Raw genomic sequence first — 14,975 nt, forward strand, 5'->3', positions numbered from 1 at the left:
CCAGAGGGCAATGATCGTTCAGTGCGGTTGGGTGAGGAGAGCGTGGAGGGCTGCGGGGCGGTCGGGGGCGGGGGCGTACCAGGACCAGGTGCCGCGTTTGGCGCGGGTGAGGAGGCCGACGTCGACCAGGATTTTGAGGTGGTGGCTGACGGTGGGCTGGGTGAGGCCGAGGGGGTCGGTGAGGTCGCACACGCAGGCTTCGCCGGAGGGGCTGGATTCGATCATGGCCAGGATCTGGATGCGGGTGGGGTCTGCGACCGCTTTGAAGACGCGTGCGATGCGTTCGGCCTCCTCGCGCGGTGGGGGCGTGAGGGCGGCAGGGGTGGTGGTGCAGGTGTCCTCGGTGGGGGCGACCTGGGCGATGAGCGGCACGCTGCCATCGTTCACCATGTCAGTGTACGAGGGGTGAACGAAGGTGAAGGTTCGGTGAATGGCGGTCAGGGGCAGGCCAGCCGGTAGCCGATTCCCCGGACGGTCAGGATGATCCTGGGGTTTTCGGGGTCGTCGCCGAGGCGTTCGCGCAGGCGGCGGATGTGGACGGCGATGGTGTTGGTCATGACTTTGTCGCTGCGCCAGACGTGGATCTGGATCTGCTGGCGGGTGACCACTTTGCCGGCGTGGAGCATGAGGTAGTGGAGCAGTTCGTACTCGCGCAGGGGCAGGTGGACGGGGCGGGTGTCGACCCGAACGACGTGGGAGACGGAGTCGAGGTCGATGCCACCGCAGGTCAGGAGCTGGGCGGCGGTTTGGGTTTCGGGGCGGACTCCGGTGATGAGGGGCAGGAGTTCATCCAGGCGGTAGGGGCGGGCGACGCAGAGGTTGGCTCCGGCGGCCAGGGCGCGGACGGCTTCCTCGGCGTCGTCCGCGCCGATGCCGAGGATGACCGGCATCTGGTACCGGGTGCGTACCGCTTTGACGAAGGCGGCGGCGCCGACCGTGGGCAGGCCGGCGCTGATGATGAGCACGTCGGGGTTGAGGGAGCCGACGCGCAGCAGCGCCTCGGCTCCGTCGGTGCAGACCGCGACCTCGATCCCGCGCCCGGTGAGCGCGAGGATGAGGTCGTGGCCCAACCTCTCGTCGGGGTCGGCGACCAGGAGCAGGGGCACGGAGTCGTCCTCGCGGAGGGGAGCCTGTTCTTGGACGGCGGTCACGTCGGTTCCTTAGCCGAAACGGCCGGTGATGTAGGCCTCGGTGCGGTCGTCGGAGGGGGTGGTGAACAGCTTGCTGGTCTGCTCGTATTCGATCAGCTTGCCGTAGCGCACGCCGGCGGAGTCGAGTTCGGCGGTGAGGAAGGCGGTCCGGTCGGAGACTCGGGCGGCCTGCTGCATGTTGTGGGTGACGATGACGATCGTGTAGTTGCGGGCCAGGTCCTGCATGAGGTCTTCGATCTTGGCGGTGGCGATCGGGTCGAGCGCCGAGCAGGGCTCGTCCATAAGGATGACCTCGGGTCTGATGGCGATGGCGCGGGCGATGCACAGTCGCTGCTGCTGGCCGCCGGACAGCGACAGGGCGTTCTGCTTGAGCTTGTCCTTGACCTCGTCCCACAGGGCGGCCTGGCGCAGGGTCTGTTCGACCAGGTCGTCCAGGCCGCGGCGGATGCCGTTGACGCGGGGGCCGTAGGCGATGTTGTCGTAGATGGACTTGGGGAACGGGTTGGGTTTCTGGAAGACCATGCCGATGCGGCGGCGGACCTCGATGGGGTCGACGTCGTCTCCGTAGAGGTCTTCGCCGCGGAAGCTGATCTTTCCGCCGACGCGGGTGCCGGGGATGAGGTCGTTCATGCGGTTGAAGCAGCGCAGCAGGGTGGACTTGCCGCAGCCGGATGGGCCGATGAGCGCGGTGATCTGCTTCTGGCCGATCTTCATGTCGACGCCTCGGACGGCTTCGTAGTCGCCGTAGAAGACGCTGACGTCCTCGACCTGGAAAATGGGGTCGACGAGGTCGGGGGCCTCTTGCAGGTTTTGCTTGACGGAGGCGGGCAGGCCGGGCGAGGCGGGGCCGGCGGGCGGGTTGTTCACGAAGTCTCTTGTCGTCGTCATGCGTCACCAGCGCTTCTGGTAGCGGTTACGGAGCCAGATCGCCACGGAGTTCATGGCCAGGAGGATGAGCAGGAGGATCACGATCGCCGCGGAGGCCAGGGTGTGGAATTCGGCCTCGGGCTGCTTGATCCAGTTGTAGATCTGGATGGGCAGCACGGTGTAGGCGTCGGTGATGTTCGCGGGGTTGAAGGTGATGTGGGTGACCGCGCCCAGCAGCAGCAGCGGCGCGGCCTCGCCGATCGCGCGTGACAGCGCGAGGATCGTGCCGGTGGCGATGCCGGGCACGGCCGCGGGCAGCACCTGGCGGGCGGTCGTCTGCCAAGGGGTGGCGCCCAGCGCCAGGGAGGCCTGGCGGATGGAGCCGGGGACCGCGCGCAGGGCTTCGCGGGCGGAGATGATGACGACCGGCAGCACCAGCAGCGACAGGGTGAGGGCGGCGGCCAGCAGGGTGCGCCCGACGCCCAGACCGCGGGCGATGATGCCCAGGCCGAGGATGCCGTACACGATGGAGGGCACTCCGGCGAGGTTTTGGACGTTCAGCTCGATCAGCCGGTTGTACCAGCGCTCGCCGTCGGCATACTCCTCCAGGTAGATGGCGGTCATGACGCCGATCGGCACGCAGAACAAGCCGGTCAGGCCGATGATGTAGAGCGTCCCGACGATCGCCGACTGAGCTCCGGCCCTCTCGGGGTAGAGCTTGGAGGGGAAGTTCTCCCACAGCCGGGTGTCCAGCCGCCCCGAGCCCTCGATGAAGACGTAGGACAGCAGCACGATCAGGAACAGGACCGCGACGATCAGACTGGCCAGCAGTACGCCGCGGAACGCCGGCTCCAGTGGGCGCGAGCGGCCGCGCAGCGGGCCGGCGGCCTTGTGCTGGGGCAGGGTGGCCGTCATTCGTAGACCTCCCGGTATTTGCGGACCAGCCGGATGCTGACGAAGTTCATCGCGAACGTGGCTAGGAACAGCAGCATCCCGACCGCGAAGATCGTCGTGTAGTCGAAGGAGGACACCGGCAGGTCGCCTTCTCCTGCCGCGGCGATGTAGCCGGTCATGGTCTGCATCGCTTCCAGCGGGTTGAGGGTGAGGTTGGGGCGCAGCCCGGCCGCGACCGCGACGATCATGGTCTCGCCAACGGCGCGGGAGATCGCCAGGACGACGGCGGCCACGATGCCTGAGAGGGCGGCGGGCAGCACGACGCTCAAAGCGGTGATGCGCTTGGTCGAGCCCAGCGCATAAGCGCCCTGGCGCAGCGATTGCGGGACCGAGGCCATGGCGTCCTCCGACAGGGACGCCACCGTCGGGACGATCATCATGCCCATGACCAGGCCGGCCGACAGCCCGTTGAAGATCTCCGGCGGCTCGCCCAGCGGCCAGTGGTCCTGCAGCAGCGGGGTCAGGAAGCTCAGCGCGAAGAACCCGTAGACCACGGTCGGGATCCCGGCCAGCACCTCCAGCACCGGCTTGAGGATCGAGCGGGTGCGGGGCGTGGCGTACTCGCTGAGGTAGACCGCGGCGGCCAGGCCGATCGGCACCGCGACCGCGATCGCGATCACCGTGATGGTCAAGGTGGCCGTCACCAGCGGAAGCACCCCATAGGCGGGCGGTTCGAACAACGGCGACCACTCGGTGCCGGTCAGGAAGTCCCACAGCCCGATCCGCTCAAAGAACCGGAGCGTGGGCGGCACGAGGGAGGCGACGATCCCGACCGTCGTGGCCACCGAGACCAGGGAGGCGGCCAGCAGGAGGGCCTTGATGACCGACTCTCCGTAACGCGGACGGCTCCGCCGCAAGGAAGGCCCGGCGGCGGAGCGTGAAGCGGTGGCCGCCACTCAGCCCGCCTGCTGCTGAAGGTCGGTCAGGGCCTGCTTGAGGTTGGCCTCCTGGGCGGGGTGCAGCGGCACGAACTTGGCCTTCTCCGCGATCTGCTTGTGGTTGTTCACGTAGAACTCCAAGAACGCCTTCACCTCCGGTCGCTTGAGCGCGGAGGCGCTGGGGTAGATGAACAGCGGCCGCGACAAAGGCTTGTAGGTGCCGTCCTGGGCGGCCTGGACGCTGGGCGCCACGCAGCCGTCCCCGCCGTCGACCTGCACGGCCGTGAGTTTGTCGGCGTTCTCCTCGAAGTAGGAGAAGCCGAAGTAGCCCAGGCCGCCCTTGGAACCGGACACACCGGTGACGGTGACGTTGTCGTCCTCCGAGGGCTGGTAGTCGGTGCGCGAGGCGCCCTCCTCACCGTTGATCACGTCGGTGAAGTAGTCGAACGTGCCCGAGTCGGTGCCCGCGCCGAACAGCTTCAGCGGCTCGTTGGGGAACGTGGGGTCGACCTGATTCCAGTTGTTCACCTTCGAGCCGGGCTCCCAGATCTTCTTGAGCTGCTCGACCGTCAGACACTTCGCCCAGGTGTTGTCCTTGCTGACCACCACCGTCAGGGCGTCGTTGGCGACGGTGAACTCGGCGTACTTGATGCCCTTGGCGTCACAGGCGGCCTTCTCCTCGTCCTTGATCGGCCGGGAGGCGTTGGAGACGTCGCTCTCCCCCGCACAGAACTTCTCGAAGCCGCCGCCGGTGCCGGAGGTGCCGACCGGGACCTGCACCCGGCCGTTCTCCTCGACGAACAGCTCCGAAGCCACCGTGGTCAGCGGCGCCACCGTGCTGGACCCGTCGATCTTGATCGTGCCCGACAGCTGCTGGTCCCCCGAGGAATCCTCGCCGCCCCCGCCGCAGGCAGTCAGGGCCAGGGTCATGCCGGCCAGGACCGCGGCGGTCCGCGTAGTGCCCCTCATCGAGATGCTCACGTGAACTTCCTCTGCTTCGTTCAGCCCGCAGCGCCGCGGGCGGTCTTCTCGGGCACCCGGTCCGGGCACCGCGATTAGATCGAAGACCGTCTATATGAACGGCGGAGGAACAGAGCATGACCCGATCCATAACATCGACGTTCGTCTATTAAGGGACGCCATGGGCTACATATCAGCATGTCCTGATAGCATCATCCTATGCTGACATCAGTACAGACTGACCTAATGCGGGTGCTGGCTGACCCCCTGCGGCTGCAGATCATCACCCTGCTGGCACACGAGACGCTGTGCACCACGCACCTGGTCGACGAGACCGGAGCGCGGCAGACGAACCTGTCCAACCACCTGCGCGTCCTGCGCGAGGCCAGGGTCGTCGAGACCGAGCCGTGCGGACGGTTCACCTACTACCGGCTGCGGCCAGAAGTGATCGAGGAACTGGCGGGTGTCTTGGGCGAGTTGGCGGCAACTGCCCGCGCCACCGCCGAGACCGGCCGCAAGAGGGCCTGCTGATGACCTTTGTAGACGCCCCCACTCCGGGCGGCCAAGAGTCCGTCGTCGCCAAACTCTCCACCCTCGACCGGTTCCTGGCCGTGTGGATCCTCCTCGCGATGGCCGCCGGACTCGGCCTCGGCCGGCTCGTGCCGGGTTTCGACGAGGTGCTGGCGGCCGTGGAGATCGGCGGGATCTCCCTGCCCATCGCCCTCGGCCTGCTGATCATGATGTACCCGGTGCTGGCCAAGGTTCGCTACGACAGGCTCGACGCCGTCACCGGCGACCGCCGCCTCATGGCCTCCTCCCTGGTGATCAACTGGATCATCGGGCCCGCCGTGATGTTCGCCCTCGCCTGGCTGTTCCTGCCCGACCTGCCCGAGTACCGCACCGGCCTGATCATCGTGGGGCTGGCCCGCTGCATCGCGATGGTCATCATTTGGAACGACCTGGCCTGCGGCGATCGCGAGGCCGCGGCTGTCCTCGTCGCTTTGAACTCGGTGTTCCAAGTGTTGGCCTTCGGGCTGCTCGGCTGGTTCTACCTCGATCTGCTGCCCGGATGGCTGGGTCTCGGTGAGGGCGAGAACCTGGACATCTCCATGTGGGAGATCGCCTTCAACGTCGTGGTCTTCCTCGGCGTCCCGCTCATTGCGGGGTTCCTCACCCGCCGCCTTGGCGAGAAGAAGCTCGGCCGGGAGCGCTACGAGTCCGGCTTCCTGTCGAAGATCGGGCCGTGGGCGCTGTACGGGCTGCTGTTCACCATCGTCGTCCTCTTCGCCCTCCAGGGCGAGACGATCACCTCCCAGCCGCTCGACGTCGCACGTATCGCGCTGCCGCTACTGGTCTACTTCGCCCTCATGTGGTTCGGCACGTTCGCCCTCGGCAAGGCCATCGGCCTACCATACGAGCGCACCACCACCCTGGCCTTCACCGCTGCGGGCAACAACTTCGAACTGGCCATCGCCGTCGCCATCGCCACCTTCGGCGTCACCTCCGGCCAAGCCCTGTCCGGCGTTGTCGGCCCTCTCATCGAGGTGCCCGTCCTGGTCGCCCTCGTCTACGTCTCCCTGGCCTGGCGCCGGAAGTTCTCCGCGGACAAGACGTGACCAGGCATCCGGAGGCGTTGCTGACGCGTATCGCGTCGACGATCGCGCCGCGATTCGACGGCGTCTTCAGCACCGAGACCGTGCACCGCTACGTCCACGAGTCCTACCACCTGCTGGTCCGCGACGCCGTGGACGGCAGCCACCTGCCACTCCTGGCCGAACGCTTTGCCCGGGAGCGGCTCATCGCCCTCGCCCAGACTCAGGGTCTGAGTGGCAGGACTGTCCCGGAGGTGCTGTTCGTGTGCACTCGCAACGCCGGACGCTCCCAGATGGCCGCCGCGTTGCTGGCCCGCCACGCCGGGAGCCGGGTACACATCCGCACCGCGGGCACCGCGCCCGCCGCGCACCTGGACACCGTGGTGGTACGGGCCCTGGCCGAGATCGGGCTGGACCCGGCCGAGGAGTTCCCCAAGCCGCTGACCGACGAGGTCGTCCGCGCCGCCGACGTCGTCATCACCATGGGCTGCGGGGACGCCTGCCCCGTCTACCACGGCAAGCGCTACCAGGACTGGCTCCTGGACGAACCCGAGAACGCTTCCATCGAACGCGTGCGCCGCATCCGCGACCACATCGACGAGCGCGTCCGCGGACTGCTCGCTGAACTCACCGAGCCCGCGCCGGGCCTCCGGCAGAACTAAAAGGAGCTTCCCCATGTCCGACAAGCCCAGCGTCCTGTTCGTGTGCGTCCACAACGCCGGACGCTCCCAGATGGCCGCCGCCTTCCTCGCCCACCTCGCCGGAGACAAGGTCGAAGTCCGCTCCGCCGGCTCCGCCCCCGCCGACTCAGTCAACCCGTCCGTGGTCGAGGCCATGAAAGAAGTAGGCATCGACATCACCGACCAGAAACCCAAGATCCTCACCCCCGATGCCGTCGAGGCCTCGGATGTGTGCATCACCATGGGGTGCGGTGACGTCTGCCCCATCTTCCCCGGCAAGCGCTACCTCGACTGGACCCTCGAGGACCCCGCCGGCCAGGGCGTCGAGGCCGTCCGCCCCATCCGCGACGAGATCAAGACCCGCATCCAGGGCCTCATCGTCGAACTCGGCGTCTGACGACCACAGAAGACCCGCCGTGCCTCGCTGGAGTCCTCCAGCGAGGCACGGCGGCTCCACCTTCCACACCTCACCGCCCGGTATCCCAAACCACCACTGATTCGATATTCTTCGAAATAGTTGAGGGGTAAGGGGCGTTGACGCTACAGAACCCCTCGAACGCAGGCGCTACCGGACAGGGAGACGATCACCATGGCGGACGAGCGCCCGAGTGCGGCCCAGCGGGAGGCCTTGCAGCTGCTCTGCGTGCACGGGCCGCTCAGCACGGCCGAGATCGGCGGACATCTGGTCGCCGCCCGAGGCCCGGGCAGTCATCCGTCCTACCGGTACGCGATCGCCGAGATGGCCGGAATCCTGGCCTGGCGCTTGGCGCAGCGGGGCCTGATCAAGGAGGTCACGCCCGCCGTGTGGACGGTCACCGACCAGGGGCGCGCCGCCGACGCCTGCCTGCTCTGAGGCGGAGGGCGAAGAACGTGCCGGATACACAGGGGCGTGAGGTCGATGTCCTGATCATCGGAGGCGGTCAGGCGGGATCGGCGGCGGGCTTCTACCTGCGCCGCGCCGGGATCGACTTCACCATCCTCGACGACCAGGACCAGCCGGGCGGAGCCTGGCGGCACGCCTGGCCCTCACTGCGCCTGTTCTCCCCCTCCCAGTACAGCTCGCTCCCTGGCCGGATGATGCCTGCTCCGGCGGACGGCGGCTACCCCACCGCGTCCGGCACCGTCGCCTACCTCACCGACTACCAGCGCCGCTACGACCTGCCCATGGTGCGGCCCGTGCACGTCGATGCCGTCCACCGGGCCGACGGTGGCCTCCTCGTCCGGACTGGCACGGGCGACTGGCACGCGAAGATCGTGATCAGCGCGACCGGCACCTGGTCACGCCCCTACATCCCCTACTACCCGGGCATCGGCGAGTTCGCGGGCCGCCAACTCCACACCGCCCACTACACCGGCCCCGAACCCTTCACCGGACAGCGCGTCGTGATCGTCGGAGGCGGCAACTCCGCCGCCCAGCTGCTCGCCGAGATCTCCACCGTCGCCGAGACCACCTGGGTCACGTCCCGCCCGCCGAAGCTCCTGCCCGACGACATCGACGGCAAGGCCCTCTTCGATCTGGCGACCCGCCGCTACCAGGCACTCACCTCCGGACAGGAGCACGCCGGCGTCGGAGGCCTCGGTGACATCGTCGCCGTCCCACCGATCCGCGAAGCACGCGAGCGCGGCGTCCTCAAGGCCGAGCCGATGTTCGCCCGCATCACCCCCGTCGGCGTCGCCTGGCCCGACGACACTCACCTGGCCTGCGACACCATCGTGTGGTGCACCGGCTTCCGCCCCGACCTGGGCCACCTGACCCCGCTGCGCCTGCGCACCCGCGACGGCCTCATCCCCACCCAAGGCACCCGCGCCGTCGCCGAGCCCCGCCTGCACCTCCTGGGCTACGGCGACTGGACCGGCCCGGCCTCTGCCACCCTCATCGGCGTCGGCCGCACCGCCCGAGACGCCGTCACCCAGATCACCGCACAACTCCAGACCTCTCAGCCACCCCGATAGGCCGCTGAAGAAGACTCCCGCAGAAAGAACGTCACCGCCGCGGTGAAGGCAGCCATCGAGAAGATCGAAGCCCACCCGACTTCAAGCGGCAAGGGGCCCACGACGGCGAGGAGCGCATCGACTTCGTGATGCATGCCGAGGGCGATGTCGAACGCGAGATCAAGCTCGCGCTCCTGCCATTCGCCCTGCCCAGCGGCGCCACACCGCTTCAACCGCTCCCGATGCCTTACAAGCCTCGTCAGCAGCCGGTAGGCGGGCAGCAGGTGCGCAGGTAGGCGCGCAGTTCGTCCAGGAGCGGTTCGACGGAGGCGGCATCGACGCGGTAGTAGACCTGCTTGCCTTCGCGGCGTGAGGCGAGCAGGCCGCCCCGACGTAGGATCGACAGGTGCTGGGAGGCTGTGGACTGGCCGATCCCCAGACGTTCGGCGACCGAGCCGACGGTGAGTTCGGCGCCGCCGGCGAACACCTCCAGGGTCTGCTGGCGCTGCTCGCTGGCCAGGCCTTTGAGGAAGTCGCGCAGCTTCCCGCTCGGCTGGACGGCCGCACCGCAGCCCGCCGAGGCGTCTGCCGCGTCCGCGGCGTGCATGGTCGGCTCGATCTCGTTCACCGCGTCGTTCCTCCAGACTTCACCGCCCGCACGGCCCCAGGAGCTCTGCCGGGCTTCCGAAGCCATCTTCCCACGCTCCATCATATTGCGATTTCACGAAATGACGATATGTTGTGGTCATGACCCACCACGACGTGATCATCATTGGAGGAGGCCAGGCCGGGCTGGCCACAGCGCGGGCGGCGACAGGCCTGGGCCTGGCACCGCTCGTCCTGGAGGCGTCCGACTCGGCCACAGGCTCGTGGTCGCACTACTACGACAGCCTGACCCTGTTCTCCCCGGCCAGGTGCAGTGCTCTGCCGGGCAAGCCCTTCCCCGGCGACCCGGACGGCTACCCCGCGCGCGACGAGGTCGTGGATTACCTGGCCGCCTACGCCGAACACCTGGACGCCGAGATCCGCACCGGCCAGAAGGTGGTCGCTGTCACCGGCGCCGGACCGGGCGGCTTCGAGGTGGAGGTGGAAGGGGCCGGGACCCTGTCCGCCGCGCGGGTGGTCGCCGCCTCAGGCGGGTTCGGCCGGCCTCACCGGCCGCACCTGCCGGGGCTGGAGGATTTCGGCGGCACCGTGTTGCACAGCAGCCAGTACTGCGGCCCCGAACAGATCTCCGGGCGCCGGGTCGTCATCGTGGGCGGCGGGAACTCCGCGGTGCAGATCGGCATCGAGCTGGCCGAGAAGGCGAGCGTCACGCTGGCGACCAGGCATCCGCTGCGGTTCATGCCGCAGCGGCCGTTCGGCCGCGACATTCATCTGTGGCTCAAGACCTTCGGCCTGGACACCGCGGGATGGGCGAGGCCACTCCTGACAGGAGGGAAGGGAACCCCGGTCATGGACACCGGCGCCTACCGGCAGGCGATCGCGCAGGGACGGCCCGATCGGCGGCCCATGTTCCGCCGCCTGGACGCCACCGGCGTCGTCTGGGCGGACGGCACGCGCGAGGACGTCGATGTAGTGCTACTGGCGACCGGGTACCGGCCCGAGCTGGGATACCTGTCCAAGGCCGGCGCCCTGGACTCCACAGGGATGCCGCTGCACCGCCAAGGGCTGTCGACGACCCATGCCGGTCTGGGGTATGTGGGCCTGGAGTGGCAGCGTTCGTTCGCCTCCGCCACCTTGCGGGGCGTCGGGGCCGATGCCCGCCACGTCATGACCGCACTGCGCGCACGCCCCGGAGCCTGAACCGCGCCGAACGGGGGATCAGGCAGGGGCGGCCATGGGGAGGGTGAAGAAGGTGGACAGGCGGGTGATCGCATCGGGCATCACGCGGTAGTACACCCAGGTCCCCCGCCGCTCCCCGGTGATCAGCCCGGCCTGGCGCAGCACCTTGAGGTGGTGGGAGATCGTCGGTCCCGACAACTCGAACGGGCCGGTCAGATCGCACACGCACGCCTCGCCGCTCTCGCTCGCGGCGATCAGGTTCAGCAGGCGCAGGCGCACCGGATCCGCCAGCGCCTTGAACACCTGGGCCAGCTCGGCGGCCTCCCCCTCGCCGATCGCCGGGCCGTTCAGCGGCGCGCAGCACTCCCGGGCGGTGACGTCCTCGACGTCCAGCAGCTTCGACATGCATCTAATTTGACATCCATCTATCCAGAAAGGCAAACTCTGACCTACTTAGACAGACTTCGAAATAGTGAGGTGGGCGATGCGCAGCCTGTTCAGCAGGATCCTTGCGCTGGGTGCGACCGGTGGCCGCGGGAAGCGAGTGAAGGAGCGGATCACCTTCAACGAGTGCTGCGGCGGCCGGGCCTGCGACAGCGCGTGCCGTTCAGCCTCCCACCGCGACCGCGTGAAGGCGGACGTACTGCGCTTGCGTCTTTGATCTTTCGACCATCCGGTGTTCTTGAGTTCTGAAGGAGAGAGCCATCATGAGTACTTCCGCCTCCCAGGGACCCGCCGCCCCGGCGGCCGATGACAGCTGCTGCGGGGTGAGCGCCTGCTGCACCGGCGCCGAGTCCTCCCTCGACCCGTCCACCACCGTGCTCCAGGCCAAGACCGACGCCGGCTGCGGCTGCCTCCACAACGGAGACGGCCAGGACGCTTCGCCGGTCGTCGTCATCGGCGCCGGGCCGATCGGGCTGGCCGCCGCCGCGCACCTGGCCGAACGCGGCCTGGACTTCCTCGTCCTGGAGGCCGGACCAACGGTCGGCGCGGCCATCGCCGACTGGGGGCACGTGCGCCTGTTCTCCCCGTGGCGCTACGACACCGACGCCGCCGCCCGCCGCCTCCTGGAAGCCGAAGGCTGGAGCGCGCCCGACCCCGAACTCCTGCCGACCGGCGCCGACCTCGTGCGCGACTACCTCGAACCGCTCGCCGCCGTCCCCGCCCTGGCCGGACGCATCCGCACCGAAGCCCGCGTGGTGGCCGTGACCCGCCGCGGCGTCGACGCCACCCGAACCGTCAACCGCGACGCCCACCCGCTGCTCGTGCGCATCCAGGACGCTGACGGGACCGTCGAGGACATCACGGCCCGCGCCGTCATCGACGCCTCCGGCACCTGGGGACGGCGCAACCCGCTGGGCCACTCCGGCCTCCCGGCGATCGGCGAAGAAGCAGCCGGGGCCTACCTGACCGGGCCGTTGCCCGACGTCTTGGGCCGCGACCGGGAACGCTTCGCCGGCAGGCACACGCTGGTCGTCGGGATGGGCCACTCGGCCGCCAACACCCTCCTCGCACTGGCCGAACTCGCCTCCCAGGCGCCCGGCACTCGCATCACCTGGGCCGTGCGCGGCGCCTCGGTCGCCCGCCTGTACGGAGGCGGTGACGCCGACGGACTGCCCGCCCGCGGCGCCCTGGGCACCCGCCTCAAGCAGGCCGTCGAAGCCGGTGAGATCGACCTTGTGCGCTCCTTCACCATCACCTCCCTGCAGGAGACACCGGGCGGGGCGTCCGTCGCCGTCACCGGCACCACCCCGGACGGGGAGCGGACGCTGAGCGTAGACCTGGTGGTTCCTGCCACCGGCTTCCGCCCCGATGTGGACATGCTCCGCGAAGTCCGCGTAGCCCTGGACCCGGCCACCGAAGCACCGGTCAATCTCGCGCCGATGATCGACCCGAACTTCCACTCCTGCGGCACCGTCCCCCCGCACGGCGAACGCGTCCTGGCCCACCCCGAGAGCGGCTTCTACCTCGTCGGAGCCAAGAGCTACGGCCGCGCCCCCACCTTCCTCATGGCCACCGGCTATGAGCAGGTCCGCTCCGTCGTCGCCGCCCTGGCAGGAGACCGCGAGGCCGCCGACACCGTCCACCTCGACCTGCCCGAGACCGGAGTGTGCTCCACCAGCCTCATCACCGAAGACCTCCTGCCCGGCGCCGAGCCCGGATGCGGCACCTCCTGCGCACCCGAACCCGCCCCCGCCGAGGCCGTCTCGTGCTGCGGCAGCGCCCCGCAGCCCGTGACGATCGGCCTCGGGACCCCGGCCGGGCTCGGCTTCCCCACCGGAAGCACCCACGGCTACTCCGGCGACACCGAATCCTGAGACTCGACCGACACATGCGTCGTCTCTTCTCCCGGTCGGCGCCCGCGGCGAACACCGCCGCGGGCGCCGACCGGCCCTCGCGCCTTCCGCTGATCGCGCTGTGCATCACCGAGATCACCAGCTGGGGCGTGCTGTACTACGCCTTCCCTGTCCTGGCCTCGGCCATCACCGCCGACACCGGCTGGTCCACCCCGGCCGTCACCGCCGCGTTCTCCGCCTCCCTCGTCCTCGCCGCGCTCATCGGCATTCCCGCCGGGCGGCTCCTGGACCGGCACGGCCCCCGCATCCTGATGACCGGCGGCTCGCTTCTGGCGAGCGCATCACTCGCCCTGATCGCGACCGCACCGAACCTCGCCTGGTTCACCATCGCCTGGCTGCTCGCCGGGATCGCCCAGGCCGCCGTCCTCTACCAGCCCGCCTTCGCCGCCCTCACCCGCTACTACGCACCCCGCCACCTCGGCGCCCTGACCACCCTCACCCTGGTGGCGGGACTGGCCAGCACGGTGTTCGCGCCGCTGACCGACGCCCTGGCCGCCCACCTCACCTGGCGGCACACCTACCTGGTGCTCGCCGTGCTCCTCGCCCTCATCACCGTGCCCCTGCACGCCCTCGGCCTGCGCCAGCCCTGGCCCGAGGCACCGAAAACGCACGGCGAGACACCTCACGGCTCCGTCTCCGCCATCGTGCGCAGCCGCGCCTTCCTCCTGCTCACCGCGGCCCTGACCCTGTCGGCGTTCGCCACGTACGCCGTCATGATCAACCTCATCCCCCTGCTCACCGCACGCGGATCCAGCACCACCCTGGCCGCCTGGGCACTGGGCCTGGGCGGCGTCGGCCAGATCGCCGGGCGCCTCGGCTACGGCCTGCTGACCCGCCACACCACCGCCAGCGCCCGCACCGTGTGGATCCTCGCCCTGTCGGCGGCCACCACCGCCGCCCTCGCGATCGTGCCCGGACCCATCACCTTGCTCATCGCCATCTCCACCCTGGCCGGAACCGCCCGCGGCATCACCACCCTCCTCCAGGCCACCGCCATCTCCGACCGCTGGGGCACCACCGCCTACGGCATCCTCTCCGGCATCCTCGCCGCCCCCGTCACCATCGCCGGAGCCCTCGCTCCCTGGGCAGGAGCCGCCCTCGCCGCCACCCTCGGCGGCTACCCCGCCCTCTTCACCGCACTGACCGCCGCCGCCGTCCTCGCCGCGCTCCTGGCCGTCGGCAGTACCCCCGCCAAACCATGAACCGCCCACACCGCCACCGCCCGCTACGCTCCCTTCCGGCCGTCCTCTCCCTCCGCATCGTCCGGGAGCCTGCTTCATGACCTACCTGCTGCGCCCCATGCACACCGACGACGCCGACCAGGTCCTGGCCATCTACCAAGCCGGCCTGGACACCGGCCACGCCAGCTTCGAAACCACCGCCCCCTCCTGGGAAGACTTCGACGCCAGCAGACTCCCCGACCACCGCCACGTCGCCACCGCACCCGACGGCAAGGTCCTCGGCTGGACCGCCGTCAGCCCCACCTCCACCCGCACCGTCTACGCCGGAGTCGTCGAACACTCCCTCTACATCCATCCCGACGCACACGGTCAAGGCATTGGTACCGCCCTGCTGGACGCTCTCATCGCCTCCACTGAAGCCGCCGGGATCTGGACCATCCAATCCGGCGTCTTCCCCGAGAACACCGCCAGCCTCGCCCTCCACCACCGTGCGGGCTTCCGCACCATCGGAGTCCGAGAACGCATCGCCCAACACCACGGCCACTGGCGCGACGTCATCCTCCTAGAACGCCGCAGCCCCCGCACCGGCTTCTCCTCCTCGGCCTGAACAACCGCCGCTGTTGACCGGCCCGCACCAG

Annotated in this window: 20 protein-coding genes; 11 read left to right on the forward strand and 9 right to left on the reverse strand. The window is 69.3% G+C overall.

Annotation, left to right across the window (positions count from 1 at the left end; translation table 11 throughout):
• Positions 1–18: 18 nt before the first annotated feature.
• From ABD140_RS20710 to ABD140_RS20735, 6 genes are read right to left on the reverse strand one after another with little or no spacing between them, the layout of a single operon-like run.
• Positions 19–387 (reverse strand): ArsR/SmtB family transcription factor, encoded by a 369-nt coding sequence (locus ABD140_RS20710; protein WP_344242546.1) that lies wholly within the window; start codon positions 385–387, stop codon positions 19–21.
• Between the two features lie 50 nt (positions 388–437).
• Positions 438–1,151, reverse strand: coding sequence for a response regulator transcription factor (locus ABD140_RS20715; RefSeq protein WP_344242547.1), 714 nt, complete (start codon positions 1,149–1,151; stop codon positions 438–440).
• Between the two features lie 9 nt (positions 1,152–1,160).
• On the reverse strand, positions 1,161–2,039 hold the full coding sequence (gene pstB / locus ABD140_RS20720; protein WP_344242548.1) for a phosphate ABC transporter ATP-binding protein PstB: 879 nt from the start codon (positions 2,037–2,039) through the stop codon (positions 1,161–1,163).
• A 3-nt stretch (positions 2,040–2,042) separates the two neighbouring features.
• Positions 2,043–2,933 carry a phosphate ABC transporter permease PstA gene (gene pstA, locus ABD140_RS20725; protein ID WP_344242549.1) on the reverse strand — a complete coding sequence of 297 codons (891 nt, stop codon included), beginning with the start codon at positions 2,931–2,933 and terminating at the stop codon, positions 2,043–2,045.
• The gene (gene pstC / locus ABD140_RS20730; protein ID WP_344242550.1) at positions 2,930–3,868 is read right to left on the reverse strand and encodes a phosphate ABC transporter permease subunit PstC; all 939 of its coding nucleotides are present in this window, start codon (positions 3,866–3,868) and stop codon (positions 2,930–2,932) included. Before pstC ends, pstA begins: the two co-directional genes overlap by 4 nt.
• Positions 3,869–4,831 (reverse strand): PstS family phosphate ABC transporter substrate-binding protein, encoded by a 963-nt coding sequence (locus ABD140_RS20735; RefSeq protein WP_344242551.1) that lies wholly within the window; start codon positions 4,829–4,831, stop codon positions 3,869–3,871.
• A 225-nt stretch (positions 4,832–5,056) separates the two neighbouring features.
• On the opposite strand from ABD140_RS20735, the gene ABD140_RS20740 reads away from it, so the two are divergent.
• The 6 genes from ABD140_RS20740 to ABD140_RS20765 all read left to right on the forward strand — a co-directional run bounded on the left by ABD140_RS20740 (position 5,057) and on the right by ABD140_RS20765 (position 9,035).
• Positions 5,057–5,341, forward strand: a complete 285-nt coding sequence (locus ABD140_RS20740) for an ArsR/SmtB family transcription factor (RefSeq protein WP_344242552.1) — start codon at positions 5,057–5,059, stop codon at positions 5,339–5,341.
• Positions 5,341–6,426 carry an ACR3 family arsenite efflux transporter gene (gene arsB / locus ABD140_RS20745; RefSeq protein ID WP_344242553.1) on the forward strand — a complete coding sequence of 362 codons (1,086 nt, stop codon included), beginning with the start codon at positions 5,341–5,343 and terminating at the stop codon, positions 6,424–6,426. The genes ABD140_RS20740 and arsB overlap by 1 nt, the downstream gene beginning before the upstream one ends.
• The gene (locus ABD140_RS20750; RefSeq protein ID WP_344242554.1) at positions 6,423–7,064 is read left to right on the forward strand and encodes an arsenate reductase/protein-tyrosine-phosphatase family protein; all 642 of its coding nucleotides are present in this window, start codon (positions 6,423–6,425) and stop codon (positions 7,062–7,064) included. Before arsB ends, ABD140_RS20750 begins: the two co-directional genes overlap by 4 nt.
• Before the next feature lie 13 nt (positions 7,065–7,077).
• Positions 7,078–7,479: an arsenate reductase ArsC gene (locus tag ABD140_RS20755; protein WP_344242555.1), complete on the forward strand. Its 402-nt coding sequence runs from the start codon at positions 7,078–7,080 to the stop codon at positions 7,477–7,479.
• A 192-nt stretch (positions 7,480–7,671) separates the two neighbouring features.
• Positions 7,672–7,935 carry a hypothetical protein gene (locus ABD140_RS20760; RefSeq protein WP_344242556.1) on the forward strand — a complete coding sequence of 88 codons (264 nt, stop codon included), beginning with the start codon at positions 7,672–7,674 and terminating at the stop codon, positions 7,933–7,935.
• 17 nt (positions 7,936–7,952) lie between these two features.
• Positions 7,953–9,035 carry an ArsO family NAD(P)H-dependent flavin-containing monooxygenase gene (locus ABD140_RS20765; RefSeq protein ID WP_344242557.1) on the forward strand — a complete coding sequence of 361 codons (1,083 nt, stop codon included), beginning with the start codon at positions 7,953–7,955 and terminating at the stop codon, positions 9,033–9,035.
• Here ABD140_RS20765 and ABD140_RS20770 read toward each other — a convergent pair.
• Together ABD140_RS20770 and ABD140_RS20775 are read right to left on the reverse strand one after the other, a co-directional pair.
• A complete protein-coding gene (locus tag ABD140_RS20770) occupies positions 9,020–9,247 on the reverse strand; it encodes a hypothetical protein (RefSeq protein ID WP_344242558.1) in 228 nt (75 codons plus the stop codon). The two genes, ABD140_RS20765 and ABD140_RS20770, sit on opposite strands and share 16 nt — an antisense overlap.
• Before the next feature lie 26 nt (positions 9,248–9,273).
• On the reverse strand, positions 9,274–9,642 hold the full coding sequence (locus ABD140_RS20775; protein ID WP_344242559.1) for an ArsR/SmtB family transcription factor: 369 nt from the start codon (positions 9,640–9,642) through the stop codon (positions 9,274–9,276).
• Between the two features lie 119 nt (positions 9,643–9,761).
• Between ABD140_RS20775 and ABD140_RS20780 the strand changes: the two genes are divergently transcribed.
• Positions 9,762–10,820 carry a flavin-containing monooxygenase gene (locus ABD140_RS20780; protein ID WP_344242560.1) on the forward strand — a complete coding sequence of 353 codons (1,059 nt, stop codon included), beginning with the start codon at positions 9,762–9,764 and terminating at the stop codon, positions 10,818–10,820.
• An 18-nt stretch (positions 10,821–10,838) separates the two neighbouring features.
• Here ABD140_RS20780 and ABD140_RS20785 read toward each other — a convergent pair whose 3' ends face one another.
• On the reverse strand, positions 10,839–11,204 hold the full coding sequence (locus ABD140_RS20785) for a metalloregulator ArsR/SmtB family transcription factor (protein WP_344242561.1): 366 nt from the start codon (positions 11,202–11,204) through the stop codon (positions 10,839–10,841).
• 79 nt (positions 11,205–11,283) lie between these two features.
• On the opposite strand from ABD140_RS20785, the gene ABD140_RS20790 reads away from it, so the two are divergent.
• From ABD140_RS20790 to ABD140_RS20805, 4 genes are all read left to right on the forward strand, one after another.
• A complete protein-coding gene (locus ABD140_RS20790) occupies positions 11,284–11,460 on the forward strand; it encodes a hypothetical protein (protein WP_344242563.1) in 177 nt (58 codons plus the stop codon).
• A 46-nt stretch (positions 11,461–11,506) separates the two neighbouring features.
• Positions 11,507–13,117 (forward strand): FAD-dependent oxidoreductase, encoded by a 1,611-nt coding sequence (locus ABD140_RS20795; RefSeq protein WP_344242564.1) that lies wholly within the window; start codon positions 11,507–11,509, stop codon positions 13,115–13,117.
• A 14-nt stretch (positions 13,118–13,131) separates the two neighbouring features.
• Entirely contained in the window at positions 13,132–14,358 is a 1,227-nt protein-coding gene (locus ABD140_RS20800) for an MFS transporter (RefSeq protein WP_344242565.1), read from the forward strand.
• 76 nt (positions 14,359–14,434) lie between these two features.
• Positions 14,435–14,944, forward strand: coding sequence for a GNAT family N-acetyltransferase (locus ABD140_RS20805; RefSeq protein WP_344242566.1), 510 nt, complete (start codon positions 14,435–14,437; stop codon positions 14,942–14,944).
• Positions 14,945–14,975: the final 31 nt, after the last annotated feature.

Origin of the sequence: Actinocorallia libanotica, from assembly GCF_039525175.1 — a bacterium.
Lineage (GTDB): Bacteria > Actinomycetota > Actinomycetes > Streptosporangiales > Streptosporangiaceae > Actinocorallia > Actinocorallia libanotica.